The sequence below is a fragment of the Sphingomonas agri genome (assembly GCF_038148795.1).
GTDB lineage: Bacteria > Pseudomonadota > Alphaproteobacteria > Sphingomonadales > Sphingomonadaceae > Sphingomicrobium > Sphingomicrobium agri.
In genome coordinates, this window is sequence record NZ_JBAPEU010000001.1 from 484,361 (window position 1) to 496,856 (window position 12,496).

The following is a 12,496-nucleotide window of genomic DNA, read 5'->3' on the forward strand; positions in this document are numbered from 1 at the left end:
TCTCATGCGCAGGCTATTCCTCGCAGCAGGCGTCGCGTCCCTCGCGATTGCTGGCGTCGCTGCAGCGAAGCCCGGCGGCGACCACGGCGGTGGCGGCGGCAATCCCCACGGCGGCGGCGGTGGCGGCGGTAACCCGCACGGCGGCGGGGGGGGCGGTGCTCCGGTCTTTGCCGGCGGCGGGGGTAACCCGCACGGCGGCGGCGGCGGCGGCGGCGGTGGGGCTCCGGTCTTTGCCGGCGGCGGCGGTCATGGCGGCGGTAACTTTGCCCCGATGTTCACGCGCGGAGAAGGCGGCGGACGCGGCCATGGCGGCGGCTTTGCGGCGCCCCAGATGCGGGCCTTTGGCGGTGGCGGTCATGGCCACGGCGGCGGAGGTTTCGCAGCGCCGCAGATGCGTGCGTACGCAGGAGGCGGCGGACATGGCCGCGGCGGCGAGCGCCGGCAGGCCCGGGCCTTCGCGGGCGGACATGGCTTCGGCCGCGGTCAGCAGGGCGTTGCCCGCGAGCAGGCGCGCGCATTTGCAAGCCAGGGTCATGGCCACGGTCAGCATGGCATTGCCCATCAGCAGGCCCGCGCATTTGCGGGCGATGGACGCGGCCGGCAACAGGAGGCCGGGCGTTTAGCGCGTCAGCAGACGCGCGGCTTCGAGCGCCAGCAGGCGCGGATGGCGCAGGGCCAGCAGCTGCGCGCCGGTGGCATGCAGGCGGCGGAGCGGCAGGCACTCACCAACGAACGCTTCAATGGACAACAGTTCGCTGGCGGCAAGGCACTCAGCGGAAATACCGCCCAGCTTGCGAACCAGCCCGCCTGGACTGGCGTCTCGCCCTACCAATCGCTTTCTTACGGGAATAACGTCCAGATCCTGCCCGTTCAGCAGGTCGAGCAGTTTGTGGGCGCTCCCGTGGCGAACGTCGCGGGCTTCGCAGCGCTCGCGCCGCTGCCCTCGAGCATCCAGTATCTCTATCCCGACACGCCCGATTATTATTACCGCTGGGGCGACGGTTACCTGTACCAGGTCGACCGGACGGATAATCTGATCGCCGCGCTGATCCCGCTCCTTGCAGGCGGTTATCTGCCGGGACAGTATCTTCCGCAGCCCTACATGGCGAGTTACGTGCCGAGCGATTACGGGTTCAACAGCTTCTATCCGGACTACGGTGACGTCTGTAACCGCTATTATGACGGCGTCGTCTACCAGGTGGATTGCAGTGATGGCTACGTCGAGAATGTGATCCCGATGTACGCGGGCGGATATGGCGTCGGCCAGCTGCTTCCCTCGGCCTATACTTACTACAACCTTCCCCTGCAGTACCGGGATCTCTATTCCGACACTTCGGACTACGGCTATTGGTATGCTCCCGGCGCGATCTACCAATATGATCCGCGCACCAGCGTGATCACGTCGGTAGCAGCGCTGATGTCGCCGGGTTTTGCGGTCGGCCAGCCGTTGCCGGTCGGGTATGACGCCTACAACGTGCCCTATGCCTATCGGGCAACTTACTATGACACGCCCGATGCGTGGTACCGTTACAACAACGGGTACATCTACCAGGTCGACCCGGTAACTCAGGTCGTGACGGCGATCGTCGCCTCGCTTCTAACCTGAGCGCGGCAAGGATGCCCGGCGGGAACTCAAACCCCGCCGGGCCATTTCGTATCGAGAACGAACAAGGAGGAAGTCATGAGAACCCGGGCGTTCGCGCTTGGCGTCGCAGCCGCCGCATTGCTTGCGACGGGCGCATGCAACGAGAGCAGCAAGACCGCGAGCGGCGCCCCGCAGGCGCAAACGAAAAAGGCGCAGAAGATCGCGGGCACGAAGACGATTGCCGCCGGGCTGGCGCCTGCCGGCCGCTTCATGGCCGCAGCAAAGGTGGCTGGCCTCGACCAGACTCTGGCTGGACCGGGGCCTTACACGGTATTCGTTCCGGACGATTCCGCCTTCAACGGCGCGCCGGCCGGCACGTTCGATCCAAAGCCTGAGAATCGTGCCCAGCTCACCGGCGTCCTCACCAACCTCATCCTTCAGGGAACGGTCATGACCGCCGACATCGACAAGGTGATCGACCGCGGCAAGGGCAAGGGCATGCTAGCGACCACCGGCGGCGGACTTCTCACCGCAACCAAGGACGGCGGAAAGATCGAGCTCGCGGACGCGGGCGGCCACAAGGCGACGATCACGCAGGGCGACGAGCAGTACACGAACGGCGTCGTTCACCACATCGACGCGGTGCTGATGCCCTCCAAGCCGGCCAAAGGACCAGCCGTCGGCAAGAAAGCTGGGAGGTAGCCCCTAGATATTGGGGCGAGATCGTCGCTCGACCCCAGATAGGCTTTGCTCATCATTCTACTTCCGCGCGCCGAACGGCTCGCTATAACCGTGCCGTTAACGCGCGGATGATGGGGCTTGAGCGACATGAAAGCGACGATTGAGCGGGCGACCCTTCTGAAGAGCCTGGGCCACGTCCAATCGGTCGTGGAGCGAAGGAACACGATCCCGATCCTTTCGAACGTGCTGCTGGAGGCGCGGGAGGACGGTGTGCTGAGGCTGATGGCTACGGACCTCGATCTCCAAGTGGACGAGACGGTGCCGGCAAACGTCACTCAGTCGGGTGCAACGACCGTATCGGCTCACACCTTCTTCGATATCGTACGCAAACTGCCTGAAGGCAGCCAAGTCGAGATCACCGCCGCGGAAGGCAAAATGCAGGTCGTTGCCGGCCGGGCGCGGTTCAATCTATCGACGCTTCCGCGCGACGATTTTCCGGTCATCGCCGAGGGGGAGCTGCCCACGCGGTTCGAGCTTCCCGCTGCTACCTTGCGCCAGATCATCGAGAAAACGCGCTTTGCGATCTCGAGCGAGGAGACCCGCTACTATCTGATGGGCATCTTCCTGCACGTGGTCGACGACCAGCTGCGAGCTGCCGCCACGGATGGCCACCGGCTCGCTCGTATCACCGTGGATCGCCCTGACGGCGCCGAAGGCATGCCCGACGTGATCGTTCCGAGGAAGGCGGTCACAGAGCTTTACCGGCTCCTCGAGGAGCTCGAGGGTACGGTCGAGATTTCGCTCTCCCCAACCAAGATCCGCTTCGGCCTTGGCAGCGCCATCCTGACCAGCAAGCTGATCGACGGCACGTTCCCGGACTATAACCGGGTCATCCCCACCGCAAACGACAAGCTCCTGAAGCTTGATCCAAAGAGTTTTTCGGCCGGAGTCGATCGTGTTTCGACGATCGCTTCTGAAAAGACCCGCGCCGTGAAGATGAGCGTTGACCGGGACAGGGTCACGCTGTCGGTCACCTCGCCTGAAAATGGCGTTGCGACAGAGGAGCTCGCTGCCGACTATGGCTCCGACAACCTCGAGATCGGGTTCAATGCCCGCTATCTCCTCGATATCCTCGGCGAAATCGATGGTGACACCGTCGAGGTGCATCTTGCCGATGCCGCTGCGCCGACGCTGCTTCGCGAAAATGACAAGGCAAACGCTCTCTACGTGCTCATGCCGATGAGGGTCTGAACCAAAGCGAGGGGCCATGGACGTCGAGATCGAGAAGCCTCACGTCCACCATCGCAAGACGGGTATTCGCCGCCTCGACCTCGTTCTGCCGCTCGCGGCGCTTTTCATCTCGTTCGTATCGATCCTGATCGCTTGGCATCACGGGGAAGTGATGACCCAGCTCGTTCACCAGAACGAACGTCTCGTTGAAGCCGAATCGCTCCCCTATCTGCAAATCGAGATGAGCAACCTCGAAGCGGATCTTCATTCGCCTGCGCTGCGGCTGACCGTACAAAATCAAGGCGTCGGACCGGCTCGTCTCGCCGAGATCGTGATGACCGTGAACGGCAGGCCCGTGCGGGATTTCAATACCCTCATCGACCATTGCTGCGCTCCTGGCCTTCTTCAGTCGGCAAGCGTTGGGAGCAAGCAGTTCCGCGGCATTCGCAGCGGCGAAGTCATCCTGTCCAGGCTGCGGGACCGGATGATCCGTCCAGGCGAGGCGGTCGACGCCTTCGACTGGCCAATGACTCCGGCCAACCAGGCGGTCCTCGATCGCCTGAGGTCGCAATATGCGACAAATGCCGTGAACACCTCGATCTGCTACTGCTCGGTCTTCGACGATTGCTGGGTGAGGACGGACGAGGACCGGCGTCCTGTTCCCGTGAAGCAGTGTCCGGCGGCAAGAGTGCCGTACGACCAGTGACCCTGTACGTCGCGGATTGCGCCGCGGCCCCGTGCTGCTCAATGAGGACGGTGTGCCAGTCAGCCACCTGACCCTCACCGACTTTCGTTCCTACGTCTCGGCGACTGTCGATCCGGGGCAGGGCTTCGTGCTGCTGTACGGCGAGAACGGGGCAGGGAAGACCAATCTCCTCGAGGCAGTATCAATGCTGACCCCTGGCCGCGGCCTTCGCGGCAGCTCCCTGTCGGAGATGGGCCGGCGGGGCGGGAGCGGGGATTGGGCGGTTGCCGCGAAACTGGGCGACATCGACATCGGCACCGGGACGCGGCCGAACGGTCCCGAGCGCCGCGTGGTACGGGTGAACGGCGCGCCAGCATCGGTGAACAGCCTGTCGGAATGGCTCTCGGTCCTGTGGCTGACGCCGGCAATGGACCGCCTGTTCATGGGGAGCGCCGGCGACCGCAGGCGTTTCCTCGATCGGCTGGTCCTGGCGCTCGAGCCGAGCCACGCCCACCATTCTGCGCGCTACGACGCGGCGATGCGGGCGCGCAACAAGCTACTCGCCGATGACGGATGGGACGAACTGTGGCTGACCTCGCTCGAACTTGCGATGGCCGAGCACGGCTCGGCGATTGCCGAAGCCAGGGCACGGGCCGTCGAGGCGCTCGACGGGCAAATCGCCGCTGCGCCCGAAGCCGAGTTTGCGCGGGCGGAAATTTCCCTAGTGGGATGGGCACCGAGGAACCTCGTACCGGTCCTTCGAGCCGGTCGCGCGCGCGATGCTGGTGCCGGGAGGGCGATCGAGGGGCCACATCGACAGGATCTTTGCGTGGTCCACCGCGCCAAAAAGATGCCGGCCGCCCAGGCATCGACCGGTGAGCAGAAGGCTCTTCTTCTGGGCCTCGTGCTGGCACACGCGGATCTCGTGGCCAGTCGGCACGGCCATCCGATCCTGCTCCTTGACGAGGTGGCCGCGCACCTCGACCCCGTGCGCCGCGCCGCGCTGTTCGGGCGCCTGGAAGGACGTGGGCAGATATGGATGACTGCAACCGAAGCGGACTTGTTTGACGGCATCGGCGCCGCCTCTCGTTTCCGGATCGAACAGGGACAAGTCCTGCCCGACTGACACTGAGGTGGACTTTCCGCCGCTTTGCCCTATATTGCAGTGCAACACGAGACGCTCGTTGAAAGCGGCGTGAACGATTCCTCGAAGTTTTTAGCGAGGAGCTGGCCCGCGTCTCGATTTTTCTGCTCTCCTATTCACGCGGGGCGCTTTTTGACCCCGCTCGCGGCCCTCGCGCTGAGGCGCTTGCCGCGCGCGCCCAATCATTTGGAGCAATTCATGTCATTCCATTCACTGGGGCTCTCGAAGCCCCTGCTCGCCGCTCTCGCCGCCAGGGATTATTCGCTGGCGACACCGATCCAGCGGCAGGCAATACCTACAGTCCTCACCGGCCGCGATCTTTTGGGAATCGCGCAGACGGGCACTGGCAAGACCGCCGCCTTCATGCTTCCCTCTCTTGACCGGCTTGCAGCAGCCCGCCGTTCGCCCCGGCCCGGGCACGCGCGAATGCTGGTGCTTGCACCGACGCGCGAGCTCGCTGCACAGATCGCCGCCAGCGCCGAGGCATATGGCAAGTTCATGCAACTGTCCGTTGGCGTGATCTTTGGCGGCGTACCCAATAACAAGAGCGTTCGGACCGTAGCTGGCGGTCTTGACGTCCTCGTCGCTACTCCCGGACGCCTTCTCGACCTCGTTGACCAGCGGGTCCTCTCGCTGCGCGAGCTAGAGATCCTGGTCCTCGATGAAGCCGACCAGATGCTCGATCTCGGCTTCATCCACGCACTGAGGCGGATCGTCAGCCTTGTTCCCGCGAAGCGACAGACGTTGTTCTTCTCGGCGACCATGCCGAAGTCCATCCGGGAGCTTGCCGACAAATATCTCACCAACCCGGCCGAAGTGTCTGTCACTCCAACGGCGACGACAGTCGCCCGCATCGAGCAGAGCGTGACGATGGTGAACCAGGCCGAGAAGGCGGCACTGCTCGCGCTCTACCTGGAAACCAATCCGATTGAGCGTGCGCTGATTTTCAGCCGCACCAAGCACGGCGCTGACAAGATCGTGAGACAGCTGGAAGCGGCCGGTTTCACCGCGAGCGCGATCCATGGCAACAAGAGCCAGGCTCAGCGTGAACGGGCGATTGCGGCTTTCCGGTCAGGGGATGTCCCCGTGCTCGTCGCTACCGACATCGCGGCGCGCGGGATCGACATTCCGGGTGTCAGCCACGTCGTCAATTTCGATCTGCCGGACGTTCCGGAGCAATATGTCCACAGGATCGGGCGAACCGCCCGTGCAGGTGCCGACGGGATCGCCATCGCTTTCTGCAGCCCGGAGGAGCGCACAAATCTGCGCGACATCGAGCGCACCACCCGTCAACGGATTTTTGTCGCACCACTTCCCGCCGAGTTCGCCGCCGCAGCAGAGGCCTTCAGGCGACTGAAGCCGGCACCCAAGGCGCGACCGGCCCAGCATTCCGCCACCAAATCCGACAGGCGTGCTGTCGGGCAGCAGCGCCAGGCGCGCAACCATCGCCAGGGTCGCCATGCGCAGCGTAGCGAGGGCCATCCCGCGCACCGCAGCGACGGCGCTAATCCGGAGCGCAAGGCAGGCAGGCGCCGCCGCCGGAACGGACCGCAGCGCTCTCACGGGTAGAGCGCCGCGCTTCACGCGTGCGCGCACGCGCACGCGCGTGACTTCCGGCTTAAAATCCCTATATCCGGACTATGGCATCTACCCCCGACAGCAACAGCAATTCCTATGGCGCCGACAGCATCAAGGTGCTCAAGGGCCTCGACGCCGTGCGCAAGCGGCCCGGCATGTATATCGGCGACACCGACGATGGCTCGGGGCTCCATCACATGGTGTTCGAGGTTTCAGATAATGCGATCGACGAAGCCCTCGCAGGTCACTGCGACCGCGTCCTGATCACGCTCAATCCTGACGGGTCGGTGAGCGTCGAAGACAATGGCCGGGGAATTCCTACGGGAATCCATGCCGAAGAAGGCGTCTCGGCGGCCGAGGTCATCATGACGCAGCTCCATGCCGGGGGTAAGTTCGAGAACACCTCGGACGACAATGCGTACAAGGTTTCGGGGGGACTTCACGGCGTCGGCGTCAGCGTCGTCAATGCGCTCAGCGAATGGCTCGATCTCATCGTCTGGCGAGACGGTGAGGAGCATTTCATGCGGTTCCGGCACGGCGATGCCGAGGCACCTCTCAAGGTAGTGGGCAAGACGGAAAAACGCGGAACGCGCGTCACCTTCATGCCCTCGGGCGAGACGTTCAAGCAGATCGAGTTTGACTTTGACCGTCTCGAGCACCGCTTCCGCGAACTTGCCTTCCTCAATTCCGGCGTTCGGCTGGTCCTCACCGATGCGCGGCACGAGGAACCCAAGAGCGTCGAGATGTTCTACGAGGGAGGGATCGCCGCTTTTGTGAAGTGGCTCGACCGCGCAAAAACGCCGCTCATCGCCGATCCGATCTCAATTACCGGCCAACGCGATGACATCGGAATCGATGTCGCGCTGGAGTGGAATGATTCCTATTACGAGAACGTTCTCTGCTTCACGAACAACATCCCGCAGCGTGACGGCGGGACGCATCTCGCGGCCTTCCGCGCAGCGCTCACCCGGACGCTCAACAATTATGCGGAGCGCTCGGGCCTGTTGAAAAAGGAAAAGGTCGCGCTGACCGGCGAGGACATGCGCGAGGGTCTGACGGCGATCGTTTCGGTGAAGCTGCCCGACCCCAAGTTCGGCTCGCAGACCAAGGACAAGCTCGTCAGCTCGGAGGTGCGCCAGCCACTCGAGGGTCTGATGGCCGACAAGCTGAGCGAGTGGCTGGAGGAAAATCCAGCCCATGCGCGGACCATCGTCCAGAAGATCATTGATGCGGCGGCGGCGCGCGAGGCTGCGCGCAAGGCCCGCGACCTTACGCGGCGCAAGGGCGTGCTCGACATCGCTTCCCTCCCGGGCAAGCTTGCGGACTGCCAGGAGCGCGATCCCGCGCTCAGCGAACTCTTTCTCGTCGAGGGCGATTCAGCAGGAGGCTCGGCAAAGCAGGGGCGTAACCGTCACAACCAGGCGATCCTTCCGCTGCGCGGCAAGCTCCTGAACGTTGAACGGGCGCGGTTTGACCGGATGCTGTCTTCCAAGGAGATCGGAACGATGATCCAGGCCCTTGGCGCCGGGATCCGCGAGGACTTCGACATTGCGAAGCTGCGTTATCACAAGATCGTCATCATGACGGACGCCGACGTCGACGGTGCCCACATCCGTACTCTTCTCCTGACCTTCTTCTACCGGCAGATGCCGCAGCTAATCGAGAACGGACACCTCTTCATTGCCCAGCCTCCCCTCTACAAGGTGAGCCGTGGCCGCTCGGAAGTCTATCTCAAGGACGATGCCGCGCTTGACGACTATCTCGAGGCAGCCGGGCTCGAAGGCCTGGTCCTCGACACATCCGAGGGGCAGCGCAGCGGCAATGACCTGAAGGCGCTCGTCGATCATGCGCGGCGGATGCGGACGCTGATGCGCTACGCGCCGCGCAAGTACGATCCGCCACTCATCGAGGCGCTCGCGCTCGAGGGCGCGCTCAAGCCCAATCTGGACAAGGACAGCAAGACAAGCGCGGTCGCCAAGGTTGCCGCCTGGCTGAACGCAGGCGATCTCGAAGCCAGCTGGTCGGGCGAAGTTGCTGCAGAAGGCGGTTACTTGCTCAGGCGTGTCTGGCGCGGGGTCACCGACGCCTACATTATCGAACCGAGCTTTCTCGTCTCTGCCGAAGCCCGCAAGCTCGACTCGCTCGCGAAGGAACAGGCGGCCGCTTACGCAAAACCTTCCACGTTGCGGACCATCAAGAAGGGTGTGCAGGCTGACCAGGAAGAAGCGGCCATCGCCGACGATGCTGCCGAACAGGCCGTCAGTGAAAGCAAGGGCAAGCCCACCGCTGTCACTCGTCCCTCGGAGCTGCTCGACGCAGTGCTTGCGGCGGGCCGCAAGGGCCTCTCGATCCAGCGCTACAAGGGACTGGGCGAGATGAATGCCGAGCAATTGTGGGAAACCACCCTCGACCCCGCCAACCGGTCGCTTTTGAGGGTCGAAGTGGCCCAGGCCGACGTCGCTGACGAGATCTTCACGAGACTGATGGGTGATGTCGTGGAACCCCGCCGGGAGTTCATCCAGGACAATGCGCTGAGCGTCGCAAACCTCGACGTCTAGGAACCATTCACGAGCAACGGCTATTGGCGGTGACGTGACCGGCGGCTCCTGCATCACCCTTGCATCGTACAACATGCACAAGGCGGTCGGCCTTGATGGGCGCCGCGACCCGCATCGGGTGCTCAAGGTGCTTCAGGAGATCGACGCCGACGTCGTTGCATTGCAGGAAGCCGACAAGCGCGTCGGCGGACGTGGATCGACGGTTCCGCACGAGCTCATCGACAGTCACGGCATGTACAAGCCGGTCCATCTTGGCGTCCGCCACAAGCGCGTGTTCGACAAAGCGCGCCGACACACCGACCGGCTGTTGAAGATCGACACTCGCAATATCGGCTGGCACGGGAACGCGATTCTCGTGAAGCGTCACGTCGGCGTGCTCGATTGTGCGGCGCTCGAACTGCCGACGCTCGAACCGAGGGGCGCCGTGATTGCCGAGTTGCTGATCGGCGAGCAGCCTCTCCGCGTTGTCGGAATGCACCTTGATCTGTCGGGGTTGTGGCGAAGGCGGCAAATGCGCTCCATCCTTCAAGCGGTGGCGCGCCGACCGCAGAAGATGCCGACGGTATTGATGGGCGACACCAATGAATGGCGAACCGTCGCTGGATGTCTCAATGAACTCGAACCGGAGTTCCACATCGCACCGACCGGCCCCAGCTTCCATGCCCGCCATCCAGTGGCCCAACTCGACCGCATCATCGTCCACAGGGATCTCAATATCGAGGCCTCGGGCGTCCACATGAGCGCTGCTGCGCGCCGCGCGTCGGATCACCTCCCGATCTGGGTGCGCCTGAGCGCCTAGCCCGCAATCTTCCGCAGGCGCCGTCGCTGGATCGAGGACCCGATTCCCATTGCCTCGCGGTATTTGACGACGGTCCGTCGAGCAACGTCGAAGCCCTTCTGCTTCAGCAGTGCAGCGATCGCGTCGTCGCTTAAGATGTCGGATTCCGCCTGGATGATGTCGCGTATCCCCGCCTTTACTGCCTCGGCGGCTGCGCCGTCGCCCTCGGCCGAGGAGACGCCGGAGCCGAAGAAATATTTGAGCTCGAACAGCCCCTGATCGCACAGCAGATATTTATTGGAGGTCACCCGGCTGACGGTCGATTCGTGCATTCCGATGGCCTCGGCCACCTCGCGCAGAGTCATCGGCTTCATTGCTGCTACCCCGCGTTCGAAGAACCCCTGCTGGCGCTTCACTACCTCGCTGACGACCTTCATGATCGTCCGCGCACGCTGGTCGAGCGCCTTTACGAGCCAGTTGGCGCTTTGAAGACATTCGCTCAGCCAGGCGCGCGACTTCTTGTCCTGCGGTCCCGACTTCAGCTCCTGATAGTAGCGGCGGTTGACGAGCAGCCGGGGCAGCGTTCCCTGGTTGAGCTCGACAGCAAAACCGCTTCGCGTGCGCCGGACGAATACATCGGGCGTGACGTCCTCGGCAGGCTGCCCGGAAAACTGGCAACCGGGTTTGGGATCATAGGCACGAAGCTCGCGGATCATGTCGGAGAGATCTTCGTCGTCGACGCCGCAGATACGCTTGAGGTCTGCGGTGCGCCCCCTCGAGAGGAGATCCAGGTTGTCGATCAATCGCGCCATCGCGGGATCGTACCGATCTGCCGCCCGCGCCTGCAGGGCGAGGCACTCGGCAAGCGAGCGCGCACCCACTCCCGGTGGCTCAAGGCCCTGAATTAGCTCCAGCGCTTTCTCGAGAAGCGCCATGGGAGCGCCCGTGAGCTCCGCGATTTGATCCAGCGGCATGCTCAGATAGCCGGTTTCGTCGAGAGTCTCGGCGATGATGCGTGCAAGGTCGCCAAGATCGCCCGCCTGGCCGTGAAGCTGGTCGATCAGATATTCGGCGAGCGAGCTTGCGGCATATTGCACCCGGTCGAAATCAAACCCCTCTTCGGAGCTTCCCGAGGTGACGACGTCGGAGAAGCTGTCGGTCTCAAGCGCTTCGGATTGCCAGTCGACATCCAGCGGCCGGTCGTCTTCAGCGTGGCCCCTGATGAGATCGTCAGCACCGGGATCGTCGGGCGGCTCCTCGTCGAAAGTCTCACCATCGCTCCCGGGGTCGGCCGAAGGAGGAGCTTCCTCCCCTTCCTCCGGGGGCGATTCCAGGAGCGGGTTCTTCGAGAGTTCCTCGGCGAGGAAGGCGTCGAGCTCGAGATTGGAGAGCTGCAGGAGCTGGATGGCCTGCCGCAACTGCGGCGTCAGGACCAACTGCTGTGACTGGCGGATGCTTAGGGAGGGGCCCAGGCCCATAAGTGAACTCGTTACAGCGCGAAGCTCTCGCCGAGGTACAGGCGCCGGACTTCCTGATCGGCGACCAACGCTTCGGGAGTACCTGCAAACAGGACCTGCCCATCGTAGATGATGCAGGCGCGATCGACGATGTCGAGCGTCTCGCGGACATTATGATCGGTGATCAGCACTCCGATTTCGCGGCTCTTCAATTCCCTGACCAGCTCTCGGATGTCGGCGATGGAGATCGGATCGATGCCGGCGAAAGGCTCGTCGAGCAGCATGATCGAAGGATCGGCGGCCAGTGCTCGCGCGATTTCGCAGCGTCGCCGCTCTCCGCCCGACAGCGCCATGGCCGGCGAATCCCGAAGGGCGGTAAGTCCAAATTCATCAAGCAGCCGCTCCAGCCGCTCCTTGCGCCTGTCCTTGTCCGGTTCGCCGGCCTCCAGCACTGCAAGGATGTTCCCCTCGACGGTCATTCCGCGGAAGATCGAGGTTTCCTGCGGAAGATATCCGAGACCCAGAATTGCCCGCCGGTACATTGGCAGTTCGGTGATATCCTTGCCGTCGAGATAAATGAGCCCGCTGTCGGGCTTCACCAGGCCCATGACCGAATAGAAGCAGGTCGTCTTGCCAGCCCCGTTGGGGCCCAGGAGTCCGACCACCTCGCCCCGGTGAACCTCCAGACTGACGTCATGGAGGACCGTGCGCTTGTCGTAGGACTTGGCAATCGAACGTACTTCGAGGCCGCCGTCGACTGGCCGCGTCTTGGCAGCCCGACGGGGCATCGTGGCGGTCTC

At 63.6% G+C, this 12,496-nt stretch carries 10 protein-coding genes; 8 read left to right on the plus strand and 2 right to left on the minus strand.

The features are described 5' to 3' along the window. Positions 1-4 precede the first annotated feature (4 nt). The 8 genes from V8192_RS02490 to V8192_RS02525 all read left to right on the plus strand — a co-directional run bounded on the left by V8192_RS02490 (position 5) and on the right by V8192_RS02525 (position 10,260). Positions 5-1,606, plus strand: a complete 1,602-nt coding sequence (locus V8192_RS02490) for a hypothetical protein (RefSeq protein ID WP_341631478.1) — start codon at positions 5-7, stop codon at positions 1,604-1,606. A gap of 75 nt (positions 1,607-1,681) precedes the next feature. Continuing rightward, positions 1,682-2,287 carry a fasciclin domain-containing protein gene (locus V8192_RS02495; protein WP_341631479.1) on the plus strand — a complete coding sequence of 202 codons (606 nt, stop codon included), beginning with the start codon at positions 1,682-1,684 and terminating at the stop codon, positions 2,285-2,287. Between the two features lie 126 nt (positions 2,288-2,413). Further along, positions 2,414-3,517 (plus strand): DNA polymerase III subunit beta, encoded by a 1,104-nt coding sequence (gene dnaN / locus V8192_RS02500; RefSeq protein ID WP_341631480.1) that lies wholly within the window; start codon positions 2,414-2,416, stop codon positions 3,515-3,517. Positions 3,518-3,533: 16 nt separating this feature from the next. Next, entirely contained in the window at positions 3,534-4,202 is a 669-nt protein-coding gene (locus V8192_RS02505; RefSeq protein ID WP_341631481.1) for a hypothetical protein, read from the plus strand. Between the two features lie 52 nt (positions 4,203-4,254). Next, the gene (recF, locus tag V8192_RS02510; RefSeq protein ID WP_341632289.1) at positions 4,255-5,307 is read left to right on the plus strand and encodes a DNA replication/repair protein RecF; all 1,053 of its coding nucleotides are present in this window, start codon (positions 4,255-4,257) and stop codon (positions 5,305-5,307) included. A gap of 216 nt (positions 5,308-5,523) precedes the next feature. Further along, positions 5,524-6,894, plus strand: a complete 1,371-nt coding sequence (locus V8192_RS02515; protein ID WP_341631482.1) for a DEAD/DEAH box helicase — start codon at positions 5,524-5,526, stop codon at positions 6,892-6,894. Between the two features lie 71 nt (positions 6,895-6,965). Continuing rightward, positions 6,966-9,461: a DNA topoisomerase (ATP-hydrolyzing) subunit B gene (gene gyrB / locus V8192_RS02520; RefSeq protein WP_341631483.1), complete on the plus strand. Its 2,496-nt coding sequence runs from the start codon at positions 6,966-6,968 to the stop codon at positions 9,459-9,461. Between the two features lie 34 nt (positions 9,462-9,495). Next, entirely contained in the window at positions 9,496-10,260 is a 765-nt protein-coding gene (locus V8192_RS02525) for an endonuclease/exonuclease/phosphatase family protein (protein WP_341631484.1), read from the plus strand. Here V8192_RS02525 and rpoN read toward each other — a convergent pair. Together rpoN and lptB are read right to left on the minus strand one after the other, a co-directional pair. Next, on the minus strand, positions 10,257-11,717 hold the full coding sequence (gene rpoN / locus V8192_RS02530; protein ID WP_341631485.1) for an RNA polymerase factor sigma-54: 1,461 nt from the start codon (positions 11,715-11,717) through the stop codon (positions 10,257-10,259). The two genes, V8192_RS02525 and rpoN, sit on opposite strands and share 4 nt — an antisense overlap. Positions 11,718-11,728: 11 nt before the next feature. Further along, on the minus strand, positions 11,729-12,484 hold the full coding sequence (lptB, locus tag V8192_RS02535) for an LPS export ABC transporter ATP-binding protein (RefSeq protein WP_341632290.1): 756 nt from the start codon (positions 12,482-12,484) through the stop codon (positions 11,729-11,731). Positions 12,485-12,496 lie beyond the last annotated feature (12 nt).

What these genes read in the sequence shown, in the direction of transcription:
- V8192_RS02490 (WP_341631478.1), top strand. Translation starts at nt 5, where the DNA reads ATGCGCAGGCTATTCCTCGCAGCAGGCGTCGCGTCCCTCGCGATTGCT.
- V8192_RS02495 (WP_341631479.1), top strand. Translation starts at nt 1,682, where the DNA reads ATGAGAACCCGGGCGTTCGCGCTTGGCGTCGCAGCCGCCGCATTGCTT.
- dnaN (WP_341631480.1), top strand. Translation starts at nt 2,414, where the DNA reads ATGAAAGCGACGATTGAGCGGGCGACCCTTCTGAAGAGCCTGGGCCAC.
- V8192_RS02505 (WP_341631481.1), top strand. Translation starts at nt 3,534, where the DNA reads ATGGACGTCGAGATCGAGAAGCCTCACGTCCACCATCGCAAGACGGGT.
- V8192_RS02515 (WP_341631482.1), top strand. Translation starts at nt 5,524, where the DNA reads ATGTCATTCCATTCACTGGGGCTCTCGAAGCCCCTGCTCGCCGCTCTC.
- gyrB (WP_341631483.1), top strand. Translation starts at nt 6,966, where the DNA reads ATGGCATCTACCCCCGACAGCAACAGCAATTCCTATGGCGCCGACAGC.
- rpoN (WP_341631485.1), bottom strand. Translation starts at nt 11,717, where the DNA reads ATGGGCCTGGGCCCCTCCCTAAGCATCCGCCAGTCACAGCAGTTGGTC.
- lptB (WP_341632290.1), bottom strand. Translation starts at nt 12,484, where the DNA reads ATGCCCCGTCGGGCTGCCAAGACGCGGCCAGTCGACGGCGGCCTCGAA.